Below are 19,581 nucleotides of genomic sequence, written 5' to 3'. Positions count from 1 at the left end.
GCGTGCGCGGATGACGTCCACAAGATCGCCCTTGCGCATCTTGGACGTGCCCTTGACCCCGAGCTGCGAGGCGAGAGCCTGCAGCTCCGGGAGGCGCAGCGTGGAGAGCGCGCCGGTCCGGGCGTTCCCGCCGGCAGCGGCCGAACCGGTCGCGCTGCTCGTGGCGGTGTCGATGGTGTCTGTCACGAAGGACCCTTCCCCCTCGTTTGCGCCCGCCGCTCAGAGGGCGGGCCGCGGGTGGTCGACGCCCGGCCGTGACGGCCGGTGCGTAGGTGTCGCCACGCGTCAGTGGTACGACGACGTCATCTGACGCGGGGCTGGATTGCCTTCTCTCGGACTGCTCGGTCGCGGCACACCCGGTGGGCGAGAGCGCGCTCCGCGTGCGGATGTGCTGGTGTGCGAGAGCGTGACCGAAGGCTGGCAATCATCCTAGCACCGGCACGCCCGAGGTCAGAGCCGTTCGCCCACGACGCCACGCGTGTCGACGTCGAGGCGGTGCACCGCCCAGTCGGCGGTCCCCCCGACGAGGGAGTCCGCGACGCGAGCGACCTCCTCCAGCCCGTCCGGCGTCGAGAGCACCAGCACGGTCGGTCCCGCCCCCGAGACGGTCGCGGCGAGACCGCGTGCCCGCAGCTCCTGGACGAGCTCGAACGACGACGGCATGACGTCGGCCCGGTAGGCCTGGTGCAGGCGGTCGTCCGTCGCGTCGAGCAGCAGGTCGGGCCGCCGGGTGAGCGCCTCGACGAGGAGGGCCGCACGCCCCGCGTTGAAGGCGGCGTCGGCGTGCGGCACGTGCGTCGGGAGCACCCCCCGCGCCCGGCTCGTCGCGAGCCGGGCCGAGGGCACGAGCACGGTGGCCCGGACGTCGGGGTGCACGTCCAGCCGCACGGCGCGGGGCCCGTCGCCCTGGCCCGCGTCCCACGCGACCGTGGCGCCGCCCAGGAGCGCGGGCGCCGCGTTGTCCGGGTGCCCCTCGATGGCGGTCGCGAGGCCGAGCGCCACGTCGTCGTCGAGGACCGACGGGTCGGCGACGAGCGCCCGCGCCGCCACGACGCCCGCGACGACGGCGGCCGCCGAGGAGCCGAGGCCCCGCCCGTGCGGGACACGGTTGACGCACGTCAGGTGCAACCCCGTCTGCGGCGCGCCGGCCACGTCGAGCGCGGCCCGCAGCGCCCGCACCACGAGGTGCGTCTCGTCCGCCGGCACCTCGCCGGCGCCCTCGCCCTCGACGTCGACCACGACCTCGTCGGTCGCGAGCGCGCGCACCTCGAGCACGTCGTGGAGCGCGAGCGCCAGGCCCAGCGCGTCGAAGCCGGGGCCGAGGTTCGCGCTCGTCGCCGGGACGCGCACCCGCACGTGGTCCGCGCCGAGCTGCATCAGTCGAGCCCGAGGGCGTCGGCGATGGACACGACGTCGGCGCTCACGCGCGTCGGCGTCACCTCGCTGCCGTCGAGGGTGCGCAGCGCCCACTGCGGGTCCTTGAGCCCGTGGCCCGTGACCGTGACGACGATGCGCGCGCCCGCGGGCACGAGCCCGCGCTCGGCGCGCGACAGGATCCCGGCGACGCCGGCCGCCGACGCGGGCTCGACGAACACGCCGACCTCGCTCGACAGGACCCGGTGCGCCGCGAGGATCTGCTCGTCCGTGACGGCCTCGATGACGCCGCCCGAGTCGTCGCGCGCCGACTCGGCGAGCTCCCACGACGCGGGGTTGCCGATGCGGATCGCGGTCGCGATCGTCTCCGGCTCGGTGATCGGGTGGCCCGCGACGATCGGCGCGGCGCCCGCCGCCTGGAAGCCCCACATCTGCGGCACGCGCGTCGCGACGGCCGGGAGGTCCTCCCCCGCGTGCCCCGGGGCGCCCTGGCCGGCGTACTCCCGGAAGCCCTTCCAGTACGCGGTGATGTTCCCCGCGTTGCCGACGGGCAGCGCGTGGATGTCGGGCGCGTCGCCCAGCGCGTCGACGATCTCGAACGCGCCGGTCTTCTGGCCCTCGATGCGGTCGGGGTTCACGGAGTTGACGAGCTCGACCGGGTAGGAGTCGGCGAGCTTGCGCGCCGCGACGAGGCAGTCGTCGAAGTTCCCGTCGACCTGCAGCAGGCGCGCGCCGTGCGCGATCGCCTGGCTGAGCTTGCCCATCGCGATCTTGCCGTCCGGGACGAGGACCGCGCACGTCATGCCCGCACGCACCGCGTACGCCGCGGCCGACGCCGACGTGTTGCCCGTCGAGGCGCAGACGACCGCCTGCGCGCCGCGCCCCGCGGCGGCGGAGATCGCCGTCGTCATGCCGCGGTCCTTGAACGACCCCGTGGGGTTCATGCCCTCGACCTTGACGAACACCTGCGCGCCCGTGCGCGCGGAGAGCGCCGGGGCCTCGACGAGCGGCGTGCCGCCCTCACCGAGCGTGACGATCCGCTCGGTGACGTGCGCGGGCAGACGCTCCGCGTACTCGGCGATGATGCCTCTCCACTGGTGGGCCATCAGGCTCCCTCGACTCTCAGGACGGACGTGATCGTGCGGACGGGCTCGAGCCCGGCGACCGCCGCGACGGTCGCCGACAGCGCCGACTCCGGCGCCGCGTGCGTGGTGATGAGGAGCTCGGCGACCCCGGGCTCGGCGACGTCGGAGACGCCCGGCGCCGTCGGCTGACGGACCGCCTCGATGGAGACGCCGTGCTCGGCGAGGGCGTGCGCGACCTGGGCGAGGACGCCCGGGCGGTCGTCGACCTCGAGGCGGACCTGGTAGCGGGTCACGGCCGCGCTCGCGGGGAGGATCGCGAGCTCCGCGTAGGTGGACTCCTGCGGGCCCTTGCCCCCGAGCACGCGGTGCCGCGCGGCCGAGACGACGTCGCCCAGGACGGCCGACGCGGTCGGCGCGCCGCCGGCGCCCCGACCGTAGAACATGAGCTCGCCCGCGGACTCCGCCTCGACGAACACCGCGTTGAACGACCCACGGACGTTCGCGAGGGGGTGCGACGTGGGTACGAGCGCCGGGTGCACGCGCACGGACACGCCTGCGGGCGCGCCCGCCGCTGCGCCGACCGACGTGCCTGCCGAGGTCCCCTCGCGCAGCTCCGCGATGGCGAGGAGCTTGATGACGTGGCCGGTCTGCGCGGCCCACGCGACGTCCTCGGCCGTGACGGACATGATGCCCTCGCGCGCGACGTCGTCCAGCGAGACGCGCGTGTGGAACGCGAGGCTCGCGAGGATCGCGGCCTTGGCGGCGGCGTCGTACCCCTCGACGTCGGCCGTCGGGTCCGCCTCCGCGTAGCCGAGGTCCTGCGCCTCCTTGACGGCCTCCTCGAGGTCCATGCCCGTGGTGGCCATCTGGTCGAGGACGTAGTTGGTCGTCCCGTTGACGATGCCGAGCACGCGGCGCACGCGGTCGCCCGCGAGCGACTCGCGCACCGGGCGCACGATCGGGATGGCGCCCGCGACGGCGGCCTCGAAGTAGATGTCGACGCCCGCCGCGTCGGCGGCCTTGTAGAGCGTGGGCCCGTCCTCGGCGAGCAGCGCCTTGTTCGCCGTGACGACGGCGGCGCCGGCGTCGATCGCGCGCAGCAGGAGCGACCGGGCGGGCTCGGTGCCGCCCATGACCTCGACGACGATGTCCGCGCGCGCGACGAGGCCCTCGGCGTCCTCGGTCAGGAGCGAGCGGTCGACCGACGAGGCGCGCGGCGCGGCCGCGTTGCGCACCGCGATCCCGACGAGCTCGAGGCGGGCGCCCACGCGCGACGCGAGGTCGTCGGCCTGCTCCGTCAGCAGCCGCGCGACCTGGGTGCCGACGACGCCGCACCCCAGCAGGGCGACGCGCAGGGGCGGGTGGGACTCGGCGGCAGGGGGCACGACGGACCTTCCTCGGGTGGTCAGGACGGGTGCGGCGCCGTGCACGCGGCCCGGGTCGTGCCCGGGTGGCTCGGGAGCCGCAGGCACAGGATACGGCGCCCCGTGCGACCGCCCGGGGCGTGCCCACGGGTCGGATGCCGGCCCTCCCGGGCGCGACGCACGGTCAGCCCTCGTCGAGCGCCAGCAGGTCCTCGACGGTCTCGCGCCGCACGAGCACGCGGCTCTCGCCGTCGCGCACGGCGACCACGGGCGGACGCGTCAGCAGGTTGTAGTTCGACGCCATCGAGCGGCCGTAGGCACCCGTCGCCGGGACCGCCAGGAGGTCCCCCGCGCGCACGTCGCCGGGGAGCTGCACCTCGTGGACGACGATGTCGCCGCTCTCGCAGTGCTTGCCGACGACGCGCGCCAGCACCGGCTCGGCCTCGGACGCCCGGCCGACGACCTCGGCGTGGTACTGCGCCGCGTAGAGCGCGGGGCGGATGTTGTCGCTCATGCCGCCGTCGACGGACACGTACGTGCGCACGCGGCCGTCGTCGAGCGTCACCGGCTTGACCGTGCCCACGGTGTAGAGCGTGAGGCCGGCCGGCCCGACGATCGCCCGGCCGGGCTCGATCGAGAACCGCGGCAGCGGCGTCCCGAGGTCCGCGGCCACCGCGTCCACCGCGGCGGCGACGTCCTTCGCCACGCGCTCCGGGTCGAGCGCGACCTCCCCGGGGAGGTACGCGATCCCGTAGCCCCCGCCGATGTCGACCTCGTCGACGAGCACGCCCGTGCGCGCGGCGAGCTCGGCGCGCAGCTCCAGCACCGCGCGCGCCGCGACCTCGAAGCCCGAGGGGTCGAGGATCTGGGAGCCGATGTGCGAGTGGATCCCGAGCAGGTGCAGCTCGGGGCGGGCGACGACGTCGAGCAGCGCCGTCATCGCCGGGGAGTCGCCGGCCGCACTGCCGTCCGTGGGCCGCGGCGCCGCGATCGACAGCCCGAACTTCTGGTCCTCGTGCGCGGTCGAGATGTACTCGTGCCCGCCCGCGTGGACGCCCGTCGTCACGCGGACCATGACGGGCGCGACCACGCCGCGCTCGCCCGCGAGCCGCGCGACGCGCTCGACCTCGACGAGCGAGTCGACGATGATCCGGCCCACGCCCTCGTCGAGCGCCCGGCCGATCTCGGCGTCGGACTTGTTGTTGCCGTGCAGCCCGATCTCCGGGCCGGGGACGCCGGCGCGCAGCGCGACGGCGAGCTCTCCCCCGCTCGCGGTGTCGACGCGCAGGCCCTCCTCGCGCGCCCAGCGCGCGACGGCCACCGTCAGCAGGGCCTTGCCCGCGTAGTACACGTCGACGTCCGACCCGACGGCGCGGAACGCCGTCTCGAACGCCGTGCGGTACGCCCGGGCGCGCGCGCGGAAGTCCGCCTCGTCGAGCACGTACGCAGGCGTGCCGTGCTCGGCCGCGAGGTCGTGGACGCCGACGCCCGCGACCTCGACCACCCCGTCCTCACCGCGGCGCACGCCCCGCGACCACGGCTCGCCGGGGTACCCCGGCAGACCGGTGCTCACATGCGCTCCGGCGCGGAGACGCCGAGCAGGCCGAGGCCGTTGGCGAGCACCTGGCGCACCGCGTCGTTGAGCCACAGGCGCGTGCGGTGCGTGTCCGTGACCTCCTCGTCCGGGTAGGGCAGGACGCGCTGGGACTTCTGCTGGTACCACGTGTGGTAGTCGCCGGCGAGCGCCTCGAGGTAGCGCGCGACGCGGTGCGGCTCGCGCAGCTCCGCCGCCTGGGCCACGATGCGCGGGAACTCCGTCAGGCGACCGATGAGCGCGGCCTCGCTCGGGTGGTCGAGCAGCGCGGGCTCGAAGCCGTCGGCGCGCGCGACGCCGCGGTCGGCCGCGTTGCGGTCCACCGCCGCCGTGCGCGAGTGCGCGTACTGCACGTAGTAGACGGGGTTCTCGTTCGTGGCCCGCGCGAGCAGGTCGAGGTCGAGGTCGATGTTCTGGTCCGCCGACGAGCGCGCGAGCGAGTAGCGCGCGGCGTCGACGCCGACGGCGTCGACGAGGTCCTCGAGCGTCACGACGGTCCCGGCGCGCTTGGACATGCGCACGGGGTGCCCGTCCTTGACGAGGTTGACCATCTGCCCGATGAGGAGCTGGAGGTTCTTCCCGGGGGTGTCGCCGAACGCGGCGCACACCGCCATCATGCGGCCCACGTACCCGTGGTGGTCGGCGCCGAGCATGATGATGACCTCGTCGAAGCCACGCTCGCGCTTGTCGAGGTAGTACGCGATGTCGCCCGCGATGTACGCGGCGTCGCCGTCCGACTTGATGACGACGCGGTCCTTGTCGTCGCCGAAGTCGGTCGTGCGCAGCCACGTCGCGCCGTCCTGCTCGAACATGTGGCCCGACTCGCGCAGGCGCTCGACGGCACGCTCCACGGCACCCGACTCGTGCAGCGAGTCCTCGTGGAAGTACACGTCGAAGTCGACGCCGAAGTCGTGCAGCGACGCCTTGATCTCGCCGAACATGCGCTCGACGCCCCGCGCCCGGAAGACCTCCTGTGCCTCGGCGTCCGGGAGCGTGCGCGGGTCGGGGTCGCCGGCGGCGACCGCGTCCGCGATGACCGCGTCCGCGATCTCGCTGATGTACTCGCCGCCGTACCCGTCCTCGGGCGCCTCCAGGCCGCGGGCGCGCGCGAGCAGCGAGCGCGCGAAGCGGTCGATCTGCGCGCCGTGGTCGTTGAAGTAGTACTCGCGCGTCACGTCCGCGCCGCTCGCCTCGAGCACGCGCGCGAGCGAGTCGCCGACGGCGGCCCAGCGGACGCCGCCGATGTGGATGGGCCCGGTCGGGTTCGCGGAGACGAACTCGAGGTTGACCTTCGTGCCCGCCTCGGAGTCGCCGCGCCCGTACGCCGGGCCGGCCTCGACGATCGTGCGCGCGAGCTCGCCCGCGGCGGCCGCGTCGAGCGTGATGTTGAGGAAGCCCGGGCCCGCGACGTCCACGGCCTTGACGCCCGGGGTCGCGGCGAGCCGCGTCGCGAGGTCCTCGGCGAGGGCGCGCGGCGTCGTGCCCGCCTTCTTGGCGAGCTGGAGCGCGACGTTCGTGGCCCAGTCGCCGTGCTCGCGCTGGCGGGGTCGCTCCACGTGGACGCGCTCGGGGACCGCGGTGGGGTCCAGGGCGAGGGTGCCGTCGGCGACGGCGGCGGCCAGGGCAGCGCTCAGCGCTTCGGAGAGCTCGTCGGGGGTCACCGGGCGATTCTACCGAGGCGCGCGCACCCCCCGTCGCGGTGTTTCACGCGGTGCTCGCGGGCTCTCCGGCGCGCCGGCGGGCCGGAGATCGACCGGCGTGGCACCACCGGGCCCGCGCACCCCGGACGTGCTGGTAGTCTCGTGCATCGCGTCGGCGGACACCGTCGGCGCTCGCCCTCGTAGCTCAGTGGATAGAGCGTCTGCCTCCGGAGCAGAAGGTCGTAGGTTCGAATCCTATCGAGGGCACCCTGCTCCGCTCCGACGAGCCCGGCCCGCCTCCGGCGGCCGGGCTCGCGTCGTCTCCGGACCCCTCGACCTCGCCCGCGTCCCGCACCCGTCCCGCGCGCCCGCTACGGTGGGGCCATGACCGACGGCGGCTACGGGGACTTCGAGTTCGAGCGCCGGTTCCTCGTGCGCGACCTGCCCGAGGACCTGCGCGACGCCCCGGCGCTCATCGTGCAGAGCTACTACCTGGCGGACGAGGGCTACGCGCTGCGGCTGCGCGCCAAGGTGCCGACGGTGGACGCCACGATGGACGCGGAGACGGACCCGGTGCGCCTGCTCGACCGGTTCGCGCCCGCCGTCGACCTGTGCACGCTCACCGTGAAGGGGCCCATGGCGGGCGGCACGCGGTACGAGGCGGAGCGCGAGGTCGACGTCGCGGTCGGCGTGCAGATGATCCGGCGCGGCGGTGCGCGCGTCGTCAAGACCCGGTACTCGGTGTGGGTCGGGGCGGACGGCTGGGTCGTCGACGTCTTCGGCGGGGCGAACCACCCGCTCGTCGTCGCGGAGTGCGAGCGCACCGGACCCGTCACGGACCTCCAGATCCCCGCCTTCTGCGTCACGGAGCTCACCGACGACCCGCGCTTCTCCAACGACGCCCTGGCCAGCCGGCCCTACGGTTCGTGGCGCGACGAGTTCGAGGCCGAGCTCGCGGAGTCGGGACCGCGGTTCCTCCAGGACTTCGGCCGCAACGAGCGGCTCTCGGAGCCGTAGACCGTCAGGCCGTCAGCGCAGCGCGTCGGCCGCCGCGCAGACGGCGGCGACGTCGATCCGGACCGTCCGGCGGTCGACCGGCACCCACCCCGGCTCGTGCCCGAACAGCACGGCCCACGGGAGCGCGCCGGACGAGACGTGCTCGCGCGCGTGGTCGTGCGCGCGGGCGTCCGCGACCTCCCGCTCGACCGCGTCCTCCAGCGCGACGAGCTCGGCCCGCACGGCCTCGCCCTTCTCCGTGAGGTGGCGCGCCCGCCCGGGCTCGAGGTAGCCGTCGCGCCGCGCGCCACGCACGACGTCGCGCGCCGCAGCGCGCACCCGGGCACGCAGGCGGTCGTCGGCGGGGTCGAGCACGACGCGCGCCCCCGGACCGGCGTCGTCGCCGAACACCGCGGAGAGGGCGACTCGCTCGCGTTCGGAGCCGGGGACCGGGTCGAGGAGGACGAGAGCCGGGGGCGGCCCGGGCGCCGTCGGCTCCACCCGGACGAGGCCGGAGAGCGCGAGGCTCAGCACCTGCGCGGCGAGCGCGTGCTCGGGACGGCGCAGGACGACCGCGGCGAGGAGCAGGTCGGCCACGGTTCCGACGATACGGCGACGAGGGCCACGGCGGTGGGCGACGGGCCGCGCGTCAGGAGCTCTGGATCTCCTCGACGCCCTGGACGAACTCGAAGTGCCACGGCTCGTAGGCGCCGCTGCCGCCGCGCTTGGCCCAGGCGGGGTTGGCCCAGCCGTAGGTGGCACCGTTCTGGTTGATCCACGCATAGACCTCGCGCGAGCCGGTCTCGACCGAGCAGAGGTCGATCGCGAGGCCCCACCCGTGCATGGACCAACCGGGAGGTGCGGCGAACGCGCCGCGGGAGGACTTGAGCGAGACCTGCGTCGAGAGCGTGCGGTACGACGAGACGAGGCACAGGTCGCGACCGAACGTCGCCCGGAAGGCCTCGTTCATGGCCGACAGCGAGACGGCCGCGTCGGGCCGCAGGTGCTCTCCAGCCTGCCAGAGCTCGCACAGCGCGTGCTCGTCGAGCTTGCCGTTGGTGCCCGCGGGGCGGACCGTGGGATCGCAGCCGGGGAGCGGGTCGCGCGCGGCGGACCGGGATGCGGCCTCGCGCCGCACCTCGACGCGCGGTGCGGCGGCGACGCTCTGGGAGACCGCGGGCGCCGTCGACCCGGCGGTCGCGAGGTCGAGCGCGCTCGGGCCCAGCGGTCGCGTCTCGGGCTCGAAGGGGGACCCGGTGCCGAGGCCGTCGTCCGCGCCGGCGGAGAGGGGCATCGCGATCGTCGCGGCGGCGAGAGTCCCGAGGACGGCGATGCGCGGCATCCAGCGGTGCTGGCTGGAGACCTGCGCCTGGGGGCGACGACGACGGGAGCCTTGCTCCGCCTCGCGCCGTGCCCGTCGGGACTCGAGGGCGGGTGCGTCGGTCCGCTGCGACTCCACCCGCCACCTGCCTCTCACCCTTCGGGGTGGCTCTCGGGCCACCGACGACCGATCAATCACGGAACAGTAACGAAGCACTCCGACGATGCCAAGTCCCCTGCTCAGGACCGGTCTCGGCGCCCGGAACGCTCGTCAGTGACGACGCTGCATGGCGTCGCGCACCTCCCCGACGAGCTCCTCGAGGATGTCTTCGAGGAACACGACGCCGAGGGCGCCGCCGCCCTCGGGCGCGTCGACGCGTGCCAGGTGCGCGCCCGAGCGCTGCATCGCCCGGAGCGCGTCCTCGACCTCGTCGCCCGGGGCGGCGGTCGCGAGCGCCCGCACGCGCCAGGACGGGACCGGCGCCGAGCGCGTCGTCTCGTCCGCGTAGAGCACGTCCTTGACGTGGAGGTAGCCCACGAGCTCGCCCGAGGCGTCGGCGACGGCGAACCGCGAGAACCCGGTCTTGGCGACGAGGCGCTCGACCTCCTCGGGCGTGCAGCCCTCGGTCACCGTGACGAGGTCGGCGACCGGCACCATGACGTCCTGCGCGGTGCGCTCGGAGAACTCGATCGCCCCCGAGAGCAGGCCCTGCTCGTCCCGGAGCACGCCCTCCGCCTGGGAGTGCTCGACGATCGACTGGACCTCCTCCGCGGTGAACGCGGAGGCGACCTCGTCCTTGGGCTCGACCCCCGTCGCCCGGACGGCGTGGTTCGCGAGCCAGTTGAGCGCGACGATGACCGGGCGCAGGACGCGCCCGATCCACACGAGCGGCGGCCCGAACCACATGACCGCCGTCTCGGGACCGGCGACGGCGAGGTTCTTCGGGACCATCTCCCCCAGCACCACGTGCAGGTAGACGACGATCGCGAGCGCGACGACGAACGCGATCGGGTGGGCGAGGGACGTGCTCACGCCGAGCGCGTGCAGCGGGTCCTCGATGAGGTGCGCGAGCGCGGGCTCCGCGACGACGCCGAGGCCCGTGGAGCAGACCGTCACCCCGAGCTGGGCGCACGCGAGCATGAGGGACACGTTCTCCATCGCCCACAGGACGGTCTGCGCCCGGCGGTTCCCCTGCGCGGCGAGCGGCTCGATCGCCGAGCGGCGCGCGGAGATGACGGCGAACTCGGCACCGACGAAGAACGCGTTGCCCGCGAGCAGCAGGACGGCGACGAGGAGCGCGGTGGTCGAGCTCACGACTCCACCTCCACCGGGGTCGCCCGGACCGAGAGCCGCTCGACCCGCCGGCCCTCCATCGCCTCCACGCGCAGCACGACGCGGTCGCGCGCGTCGCCCGCGACGACCTCGTCGCCCGGCACGGGCACGCGCCCCAGCCGTGCCATGACGAGGCCGCCGAGCGTCTCGTACGCACCGTCCTCGGGCACACGGAGGCCGGTGACCTCGGTGAGCTCGTCGGGCCGCATGACGCCGGGGACCAGCCAGGAGCCGTCCGCGCGCCGGGCCGCGCCGGAGCGGCGGGGGTCGTGCTCGTCCGCCACGTCGCCCACGAGCTCCTCGACGACGTCCTCGAGCGTCACGACGCCCGAGGTGCCGCCGTACTCGTCCACCACGACCGCCATCTGGAGCCCGAACCCGCGCAGCTCGACGAGCAGCGGGCCCAGCCGCACCGTCTCGGGCACCCGGGGCGCCTCGACCATGAGCGCCGCCGCCGGGACCTCGTCGCGACGCTCGTACGGGACGGCGACCGCGCGGCGCAGGTGGACCAGGCCGACGACGTCGTCCCGGTCCTCGCCGATCACGGGGAACCGGGAGTGCCCGGTCCGCCGCGCGGCGTCGACGACGTCCGCAGCCGTGGCGTCACGGTCCACCACGACCATCCGCATGCGGTCCGTCATGACGTCGACGGCACTCAGCTCGTCGAGCTCGATCGAGTTGGTGAGGAGCGTCGCGACGGAGACGTCGAGCGTGCCCTCCTGGGCCGAGCGGCGCACGAGCGCCGCGAGCTCCGACGCCGAGCGCGCACCGGACAGCTCCTCGCGCGGCTCGACGCCCACCCGGCGCAGGATCGCGTTGGCAGAGCCGTTGAGGACGGCGATCACGGGCCGGAACAGCTTGGTGAACTGGCGCTGCACCGGCACGACCTGCCGGGCCGTCGCGTAGGGCGCGCTCAGGGCGAAGTTCTTGGGGATGAGCTCACCGAAGAGCATCGAGACGAAGTTCACGACGAGGAGGGCGAGGACGCCGGCGAGGACGGCGGACGCCGCCTGCCCGAGCGCCGTGGCGCCCAGTCCGGCGCCGAACAGCGAGAGCAGCGCCGGCTGCGCCGTGTAGCCGAGGAGGATCGTCGTGAGCGTGATGCCGACCTGCGCGGACGACAGCTCGGTCGACAGGTGCTTGAGACCGGCCCGGACGCTGCGGTCGCGGCGGTCGGCACGGGCCTCCCGGCCCGACGGCGGGGAGCCGCGTCTGTCGCCCTCCTGGTCGGGGTCGTCGCCCGCGGGGAGGACGGCGGGGTCGAGGGTGACCAGGGAGAACTCGCTGGCCACGAAGACGGCGGTGCCTGCGGTGAGGAGCACCCCGAGCGCGACCATGACCCAGTCGCCTACCACGAGGTGCTCCACCGATATCGAGAGGTGCTCTTCATCGTGCCGACGATGCTAGCGCCCGCTCCCGCCGGGCCGCCCGGCCGTGCGCCGCCCGGGTGCCGGGCGACGGCGAAATCCGGCCGACCTGGGCCGACGTGTGCCACGCTGTATCCCATGGCAGATCCGAGGGCAGCGAGCGCATCACCGACCGGCGCGGGCGCCGGTCCCGTCCCGGGCCGCGGGCCCGTGCCCACGACGGCACCGCTGGCCGGCGGCACGCCACAGCAGGCGGCGACGGTCCTCGTCGTCGAGGACGAGCCCGCGATCGCGACCGCGATCGCGCAGCGCCTGAGCGCGGAGGGCTGGCGCGTCGAGGTCGCGCGCGACGGGCTCTCGGGTGTCGACGCCGCGACGCGGCTGCGCCCGGACGTCATCGTGCTCGACGTCATGCTGCCCGGCATCGACGGCCTCGAGGTGACCCGGCGCATCCAGGCCGAGCAGCCCGTGCCGATCCTCATGCTCACCGCGCGCGACGACGAGACCGACATGCTCATCGGGCTCGGCGTGGGTGCCGACGACTACATGACGAAGCCCTTCTCGATGCGCGAGCTCGTCGCGCGCATCAAGGCGCTGCTGCGCCGGGTCGACCGCGCCACGCAGGCCGCGAGCGCCGCCCCGACCGACCCGCCCATGACGGTGGGCGACGTGACGATCGACAAGGCCCAGCGCCGCGTCTACCGCGCGGGCGAGGAGGTCCACCTCACGCCCACCGAGTTCGAGCTCCTCGTCATGCTGGCGAGCTCGCCCAAGACGGTGCTCACGCGCGAGCGGCTCCTCGCGGAGGTGTGGGACTGGGCCGACGCGAGCGGGACGCGCACCGTCGACTCGCACATCAAGGCGCTGCGCCGCAAGCTCGGGGCCGACCTCATCCGCACGGTGCACGGCGTCGGATACGCGTTCGAGCCGCCCGCAGGATGACCTCCCACCCCGCTGACCCGGCCGACCCGACGGACGGCGCGGGCCGGGGCCCGGGCGGCTCGACGAGCGCTCCGGCGCGGAACGGCGTGCACCGTGCGCACACGATCCGCCCGCACCTGCCCGACGTCCGGCCGCTCGACTCCTTCCGCTCGTTGAAGATCAAGCTCGGCGTGCTCGTGGCCGCGACGGTCACGCTCGCGGTCCTCATCACCTGGATCGGGCTCCAGAACCAGCTCGGGCCGTCGCGCACGTTCCCGCTCGCGATCGTCCTGTCGCTGCTGCTCACCCAGCTCCTCGCGCGCGGGATGACGTCGCCGCTGCGCGAGATGACGGCGGCGGCACGCGCCATGGCCGACGGCGACTACACGCGACGCGTCCGGGCGACGAGCCGCGACGAGGTGGGCCAGCTCGCCGTCGCGTTCAACGTCATGGCGGAGGACCTCGCGACGAGCGACCAGGTGCGCCGCGAGCTCATCGCGAACGTGTCGCACGAGCTGCGGACGCCCATCGCGGCGCTCCAGGCGCAGCTCGAGAACGTCGTCGACGGCGTCACGCAGCCGACGCCCGCGACCATGGAGATGGCCCTGGCGCAGACGGAGCGCCTCACGCGCCTCGTCTCCTACCTCCTGGACCTGTCGCGCATCGAGGCCGGCGCGGCGGCCCTCAACATCACCGAGATCGACGTGGGCGACTTCCTCGAGGAGAACGCCGAGGCCGTGTCGATGGTGGAGGCCGGGAAGCAGCTGCGGTACGTCGTCGACGTCACGCCGCCCGACCTGGTGCTCGAGGCGGACCGCGAGCGTCTGCACCAGGTCGTGACGAACCTCCTCCAGAACGCGATCCGGCACTCTCCCCAGGGGGGCGAGATCCGGCTCGAGGCGTACCCCGTGGACGACGACGTCGTGCTCGAGATCGTGGACGAGGGCCCGGGGATCGCGAAGGAGGACCGCGAGCGCATCTTCGAGCGCTTCGCGCGGGCCAGCGCGACGGGCACGCACACGACGACGGGCGGCTCGACGGGCGGGACGGGCATCGGCCTGGCGATCGTCCGGTGGGCGATCGACCTGCACGGCGGGCGGATCGAGGTCGCGGACTCCCGCAGCGGCGCGACGATGCGCGTCACCCTTCCGGCGCACGGCCACCCCGTCGAGCCCGACCTGCTCGGTGACCCGGGTGCCGAGGACCCGACCACGCGCTGAGCCCGTCCTCGACAGCGCGGTCACCGGCGAGCGACGCCGAGTGAGATCCATCACACCGCGCGACCCGGATACCTCGCGATGGCCTGGAATTCCGCGATCTTGCCGTCCGACGAGGTCCGCGTGGGGTCATGTTTGCCTGGCCCAGACGCGGCGTGAAGAACCCGCGAACAGGCCGCGCGCGAACGTCCCGCGCGGCCCCCTGGGCCGCCGTCGAGGGCCTAGGCTGGAGTGGTCCGGAATCCGGACGAGTCTGCGCCGACGTCGGGCGCCCACGCCTCGCGCGTGCCGCCACGCGTCTGCTCTCAGACTGTGACCGACAGCGACCTGTGTGTGAAAGTGGGCGATCCTCGCGTGTCCCCGAAGGCTGAGTCAGAGGCGATCAGCGACGCAAGCTCCGTGTTCGGAGCGAACGAGTGGCTGGTCGACGAGCTGTACGAGCAGTACCTCCTGGACAAGAACGCGGTGGACCCCGCGTGGTGGGACTTCTTCGAGGACTACCGTCCGGCGGAGCGTGCCGAGCAGGCCACGACGACGGCCGGCGCGCCGTCGAAGCCCGTGAACGGGTCCCCCGCGGCACCGGCGGCCCCCGCCACGCCGGCCGTCCCCGCCGCCGTGACGGACGGCTCCGCCGCCGCCGAGGCGGCGCAGCGCGTCAAGCCCCCCAAGCTCCCGGCCGACCCCGCGGTCAACGCCGCCGCCGAGGCGGTCCGGGCGACGCGCCCCGTCGCGACGGCCCAGCCCGCGACCGCGCCGTACGCGCAGGTCCCGGCCCTCAAGGTCGCCGGCGCCCCGACGGCCGAGGCGGAGACCGTCGCGGACGACGTGCAGAAGCTCCGCGGCCCCGCGGCGCGCGTCGTGACGAACATGGAGGCCAGCATCCAGGTGCCGACGGCGACGTCGGTGCGCGCGGTGCCGGCCAAGCTCATGGTCGACAACCGGATCGTCATCAACAACCACCTCGCGCGCGGCCGCGGCGGCAAGATCTCGTTCACGCACCTCATCGGGTTCGCGCTCGTCGAGGCGCTGGCGGACATGCCGGTCATGAACGCGAGCTACACGCAGCTCGACGGCAAGCCGGCGGTGAACCAGCCGGCGCACGTCAACTTCGGTCTCGCGATCGACCTCGCCAAGCCGGACGGCTCGCGCCAGCTCCTCGTGCCGAGCATCAAGAAGGCCGAGACGATGGACTTCGCCCAGTTCTGGGCGGCCTACGAGGACCTCGTGCGCCGGGCGCGCGGCGGCAAGCTCGGCGTCGACGACTTCGCCGGCACGACGATCTCGCTGACCAACCCCGGCGGCATCGGCACCGTGCACTCGGTCCCGCGCCTCATGGCCGGCCAGGGCACGATCATCGGCGTCGGCGCGATGGACTACCCCGCGGAGTTCGCGGGCGCGTCCACCGAGCGCCTCGCGCGCCTGGGCATCTCGAAGGTCCTGACGATCACGTCGACCTACGACCACCGCATCATCCAGGGCGCCCAGTCGGGCGAGTTCCTGCGCATCCTGTCGCAGAAGCTCCTCGGCGAGGACGGCTTCTACGACCGCGTCTTCGCGGCGCTGCGCATCCCCTACGAGCCGGTGCGCTGGGTCCGCGACAACACGACGGACGCGGAGATCGAGGCGGCCAAGCCCGCGAAGATCGCGGAGCTCATCCACTCCTACCGCTCGCGCGGCCACCTCATGGCGGACACCGACCCGCTCGCGTACCGCCAGCGCAAGCACGGCGACCTGGACATCCAGAACCACGGCATGACGCTGTGGGACCTCGACCGCACGTTCCCCACGGGCGGCTTCGGCGGCCGGACCCGGTCCTCCCTGCGCGACATCCTCGGTCTGCTGCGCGACTCCTACTGCCGCACCGTCGGCGTCGAGTACATGCACCTGGCCGACCGCACGCAGCGCAAGTGGCTCCAGGAGCGGCTCGAGTCGGGCTACGCCCGCACACCGCGCGAGGACCAGCTCCGCATCCTGCGCCGCCTGAACTCGGCCGAGGCGTTCGAGACGTTCCTGCAGACGAAGTTCGTCGGGCAGAAGCGCTTCTCGCTCGAGGGTGGCGAGGCACTCATCCCGCTGCTCGACGCGATCCTGTCGAAGGCCGCGGAGAACGGCCTCGACGAGGTCGGCATCGGCATGGCGCACCGCGGGCGGCTCAACGTGCTCGCCAACATCGCGGGCAAGAGCTACGCGCAGATCTTCGCGGAGTTCGAGGGCAACCTCGACCCGAAGAGCGTGCAGGGCTCGGGCGACGTGAAGTACCACCTCGGCACCGAGGGCGTCTTCACCGCCGAGACCGGTGCGACGACGAAGGTCTACCTCGCGGCGAACCCGTCGCACCTCGAGGCAGTCGACCCGGTGCTCGAGGGCATCGTGCGCGCCAAGCAGGACCGCATCGACCTGGGCGGCGACGGGTTCTCCGTCCTGCCGATCCTCATCCACGGCGACGCGGCCTTCGCGGGCCAGGGCGTCGTTCCCGAGGTGCTCAACCTCGCGCAGCTGCGCGGGTACCGCACGGGCGGCACCGTGCACGTCATCATCAACAACCAGGTCGGCTTCACCACGGGCCCGTCGTCGTCGCGCTCGACGACGTACGCGACGGACGTCGCCAAGGGCTACCAGGTCCCGATCTTCCACGTGAACGGGGACGACCCCGAGGCCTGCGTGCGCGTCGCGGAGCTCGCCTTCGCGTTCCGCGAGCAGTTCGACCGCGACGTGATCATCGACATGATCTGCTACCGCCGCCGCGGTCACAACGAGGGCGACGACCCCTCGATGACGCAGCCGCTCATGTACAACCTCATCGAGGCGAAGCGCTCGGTGCGCAAGCTCTACACCGAGAACCTCGTCGCGCGCGGTGACATCACGCTCGAGGAGGCCGAGCACGTCCTCCAGGACTACCAGGCCCAGCTCGAGCGCGTCTTCACGGAGACCAAGGAGGGCGGGTTCACGCCCGCCGCGGACCGCGAGCCGGTCGCCGGTCTCGAGCGCCCGGAGTCCCAGCTGGAGGACGCCGGCACGATGGTCGGCTGGAAGACGTCGATCGACCGCTCGGTCCTCGAGCGCGTCGGCCAGGTGCACGTCGCGCCGCCGGAGGGCTTCACCGTCCACCCGAAGCTCGCGCAGCTCCTCGAGAAGCGTCGGCAGATGTCCGTCGAGGGCGGCATCGACTGGGGCTTCGGCGAGCTCGCGGCGTTCGGCTCGCTCCTCGTCGAGGGCACGCCCGTGCGCCTCGCCGGGCAGGACTCGCGCCGCGGCACGTTCGTGCAGCGCCACGCCGTCCTCCACGACCGCGAGACGGGCGCCGAGTGGACGCCGCTGCTGTACCTGTCGGCGGACCAGGCCAAGTTCTGGGTCTACGACTCGTCGCTGTCGGAGTACGCCGCGCTCGGGTTCGAGTACGGCTACTCGGTCGAGCGTCCCGACGCGCTCGTGCTGTGGGAGGCGCAGTTCGGCGACTTCGTCAACGGCGCCCAGACGGTGATCGACGAGTTCATCTCGTCCGCCGAGCAGAAGTGGGGCCAGTACTCCTCGGTCGTCATGCTCCTCCCCCACGGCTACGAGGGTCAGGGGCCGGACCACTCGTCCGCGCGCATCGAGCGCTTCCTCCAGCTCGCCGCGGAGGACAACATGACGGTCGCGCAGCCGTCGACGCCCGCGTCGTACTTCCACCTGCTGCGCCAGCAGGCGTACGCCCGCCCGCGTCGTCCGCTCATCGTGTTCACGCCGAAGCAGCTCTTGCGTCTCAAGGCCGCCGCGTCGAGCGTCGAGGACTTCACGACCGGCACGTTCCAGCCCGTCATCGCGGACGCGACGGCCGACCCGGCGAAGGTCGACCGCGTGCTCCTCTGCACGGGCCGCGTCTACTACGACCTCCTCGCCGAGCGCACCAAGCGCGGCGACGAGGGCGTGGCGCTCGTCCGGCTCGAGCAGCTCTACCCGCTCGACGTCGACGGCATCCGTACCGAGCTCGCGAAGTACCCGGACGCCGAGGTCGTGTGGGTCCAGGACGAGCCGGAGAACCAGGGCGCCTGGTCGTTCGTGCACATCAACCTGCCGGAGGACCTGCCGCGCGTGAGCGTCGTCTCCCGCCCGGCGTCGGCGTCGACCGCCGCCGGTACGGCGAAGAAGCACCAGGCCCAGCAGGCCGTGCTGCTCGAGCAGGCGTTCGCCCGCTGACGTCGCCGGGCCCCGGCCCCGGACATGACGAAGGCCCCCTCTGCACGGAGGGGGCCTTCGTCGTCGGTGCGGTGCGGCACGGTCGCGTCCGGGGAGCCCGGGGGTCGTCGCCGCCACCGGGAGATCGACCCGAGCGTCGGAGATCGACCCTCAGGGGGTCGATCTGGCGACGTGCGGGTCGATCTCGCGGGTCACCAGCGGTCGTGGATCGTGGCGCGCAGGTGCTCGTCGTAGATCTCTCGGACGCCCGAGGTGAAGAGCGGGCCGAGGACGTCCGCGTCGCCCGCCGCGGCGTTCGAGCGGGCCTGCTCGACGTTGCGCGCGCCGGGGATGACGGTCGACACACCGGGCTGCTGCCAGACCCACGCGATCGCGACCTGGGCGGGCGTGAGGTCCTGCCCGACGACGTCGTGCACGAGCGTGGTGAACTCGGCCGCCGCCTGGACGCCGGTCTCGAAGTCGACGCCCGAGAACGTCTCGCCGACGTCGAACGCGCTCCCGTCGCGGTTGTAGGTGCGGTGGTCGTCGGCCGCGAAGGTCGTGTCCTTCGTGTACTTCCCCGACAGCAGGCCGGACGCGAGCGGCACGCGGGCGATGACGCCCACCCCGGCGGCGGAGGCCGCGGGCAGGACCGCGTCGAGGGGCTTGAGCCGGAACGCGTTGAGGATGATCTGCACGGTCGCGACACCGGGACGCGCGATGGCGGTGAGCGCCTCGTCGACCGTCTCGACGCTCACGCCGTAGCTCGCGATCGCGCCCTCGGCGACGAGGGTGTCGAGGCCGTCGTAGACCTCGTCGCGGGAGTAGACCGCCGTCGGGGGGCAGTGGAGCTGGACGAGGTCGAGGCGGTCCGTCCGGAGGTTGCGACGCGACCGGTCGGTCCACTCGCGGAACTTCGCGAGCGTGTAGTTGTCCGCGTCCTGGTCCTCGCGGCGACCCATCTTCGTCGCGACCGTGATCGCGTGGCCCGGGTTGTCGGCGAGGTAGCCGCCGATGATCTGCTCGCTGCGCCCGTCGCCGTAGACGTCCGCGGTGTCGAAGAACGTCACGCCGGCCTCCGCGGAGGCGTCGAGCACGGCGCGCGCGTCGTCCTCGCTCACGTCGCCCCAGTCGGCGCCGAGCTGCCAGGTTCCCAGTCCGACGACCGAGACAAGCCGTCCCGTGCGTCCGAGCACCTGTCGTTCCATCGTTCCT

Annotated in this window: 15 protein-coding genes and 1 tRNA gene; 5 read left to right on the top strand and 11 right to left on the bottom strand. The window is 73.7% G+C overall.

What is annotated here, in order from left to right; translation table 11 throughout:
- The 6 genes from FB00_RS07100 to argS all read right to left on the bottom strand — a co-directional run.
- The coding region (locus FB00_RS07100) for a Rho termination factor N-terminal domain-containing protein (protein ID WP_047232162.1) at positions 1-186 on the bottom strand (186 nt) is incomplete at its 3' end.
- A 264-nt stretch (positions 187-450) separates the two neighbouring features.
- On the bottom strand, positions 451-1,377 hold the full coding sequence (thrB, locus tag FB00_RS07095) for a homoserine kinase (protein WP_047232161.1): 927 nt from the start codon (positions 1,375-1,377) through the stop codon (positions 451-453).
- Positions 1,377-2,480 (bottom strand): threonine synthase, encoded by a 1,104-nt coding sequence (gene thrC / locus FB00_RS07090; RefSeq protein ID WP_047232160.1) that lies wholly within the window; start codon positions 2,478-2,480, stop codon positions 1,377-1,379. Before thrC ends, thrB begins: the two co-directional genes overlap by 1 nt.
- A complete protein-coding gene (locus tag FB00_RS07085) occupies positions 2,480-3,844 on the bottom strand; it encodes a homoserine dehydrogenase (RefSeq protein ID WP_047232159.1) in 1,365 nt (454 codons plus the stop codon). Before FB00_RS07085 ends, thrC begins: the two co-directional genes overlap by 1 nt.
- A 163-nt stretch (positions 3,845-4,007) precedes the next feature.
- Positions 4,008-5,396 carry a diaminopimelate decarboxylase gene (gene lysA, locus FB00_RS07080; RefSeq protein WP_047232158.1) on the bottom strand — a complete coding sequence of 463 codons (1,389 nt, stop codon included), beginning with the start codon at positions 5,394-5,396 and terminating at the stop codon, positions 4,008-4,010.
- Complete coding sequence (gene argS, locus FB00_RS07075; protein ID WP_047232157.1) at positions 5,393-7,078, bottom strand: arginine--tRNA ligase; 1,686 nt, start codon at positions 7,076-7,078, stop codon at positions 5,393-5,395. Before argS ends, lysA begins: the two co-directional genes overlap by 4 nt.
- 173 nt (positions 7,079-7,251) lie before the next feature.
- On the opposite strand from argS, the gene FB00_RS07070 reads away from it, so the two are divergent.
- Positions 7,252-7,324, top strand: a tRNA-Arg gene (locus FB00_RS07070).
- A 117-nt stretch (positions 7,325-7,441) separates the two neighbouring features.
- The gene (locus tag FB00_RS07065) at positions 7,442-8,074 is read left to right on the top strand and encodes a CYTH domain-containing protein (RefSeq protein WP_047232156.1); all 633 of its coding nucleotides are present in this window, start codon (positions 7,442-7,444) and stop codon (positions 8,072-8,074) included.
- Between the two features lie 12 nt (positions 8,075-8,086).
- Here the strand turns inward: FB00_RS07065 and FB00_RS07060 are convergent, their stop codons facing one another.
- From FB00_RS07060 to FB00_RS07045, 4 genes are all read right to left on the bottom strand, one after another.
- Positions 8,087-8,650, bottom strand: coding sequence for a hypothetical protein (locus tag FB00_RS07060; RefSeq protein ID WP_047232155.1), 564 nt, complete (start codon positions 8,648-8,650; stop codon positions 8,087-8,089).
- 52 nt (positions 8,651-8,702) lie between these two features.
- Positions 8,703-9,395 carry a M15 family metallopeptidase gene (locus FB00_RS07055; protein WP_231581758.1) on the bottom strand — a complete coding sequence of 231 codons (693 nt, stop codon included), beginning with the start codon at positions 9,393-9,395 and terminating at the stop codon, positions 8,703-8,705.
- 249 nt (positions 9,396-9,644) lie between these two features.
- Entirely contained in the window at positions 9,645-10,688 is a 1,044-nt protein-coding gene (locus FB00_RS07050; protein WP_047232153.1) for a hemolysin family protein, read from the bottom strand.
- A complete protein-coding gene (locus FB00_RS07045; protein ID WP_047232226.1) occupies positions 10,685-12,061 on the bottom strand; it encodes a hemolysin family protein in 1,377 nt (458 codons plus the stop codon). Before FB00_RS07045 ends, FB00_RS07050 begins: the two co-directional genes overlap by 4 nt.
- Before the next feature lie 150 nt (positions 12,062-12,211).
- On the opposite strand from FB00_RS07045, the gene FB00_RS07040 reads away from it, so the two are divergent.
- The 3 genes from FB00_RS07040 (at position 12,212) to FB00_RS07030 (ending at position 18,387) form a co-directional block, all read left to right on the top strand.
- Entirely contained in the window at positions 12,212-13,015 is an 804-nt protein-coding gene (locus tag FB00_RS07040; protein ID WP_231581757.1) for a response regulator transcription factor, read from the top strand.
- A complete protein-coding gene (locus tag FB00_RS07035; RefSeq protein ID WP_082141078.1) occupies positions 13,012-14,214 on the top strand; it encodes a sensor histidine kinase in 1,203 nt (400 codons plus the stop codon). Before FB00_RS07040 ends, FB00_RS07035 begins: the two co-directional genes overlap by 4 nt.
- Positions 14,215-14,610: 396 nt before the next feature.
- Positions 14,611-18,387: a multifunctional oxoglutarate decarboxylase/oxoglutarate dehydrogenase thiamine pyrophosphate-binding subunit/dihydrolipoyllysine-residue succinyltransferase subunit gene (locus FB00_RS07030; RefSeq protein ID WP_231581756.1), complete on the top strand. Its 3,777-nt coding sequence runs from the start codon at positions 14,611-14,613 to the stop codon at positions 18,385-18,387.
- A gap of 191 nt (positions 18,388-18,578) precedes the next feature.
- On the opposite strand, the gene FB00_RS07025 is transcribed toward FB00_RS07030, so the two are convergent.
- The gene (locus FB00_RS07025; RefSeq protein ID WP_047232151.1) at positions 18,579-19,574 is read right to left on the bottom strand and encodes an aldo/keto reductase; all 996 of its coding nucleotides are present in this window, start codon (positions 19,572-19,574) and stop codon (positions 18,579-18,581) included.
- Between the last annotated feature and the right edge of the window lie 7 nt (positions 19,575-19,581).

This window comes from Cellulosimicrobium funkei (assembly GCF_001019615.1).
In the GTDB taxonomy this organism is placed as follows: domain Bacteria; phylum Actinomycetota; class Actinomycetes; order Actinomycetales; family Cellulomonadaceae; genus Cellulosimicrobium; species Cellulosimicrobium cellulans_E.
Note: the sequence above shows the minus strand (reverse complement) of the source record. Positions and strands in the feature narration are given on the sequence as shown.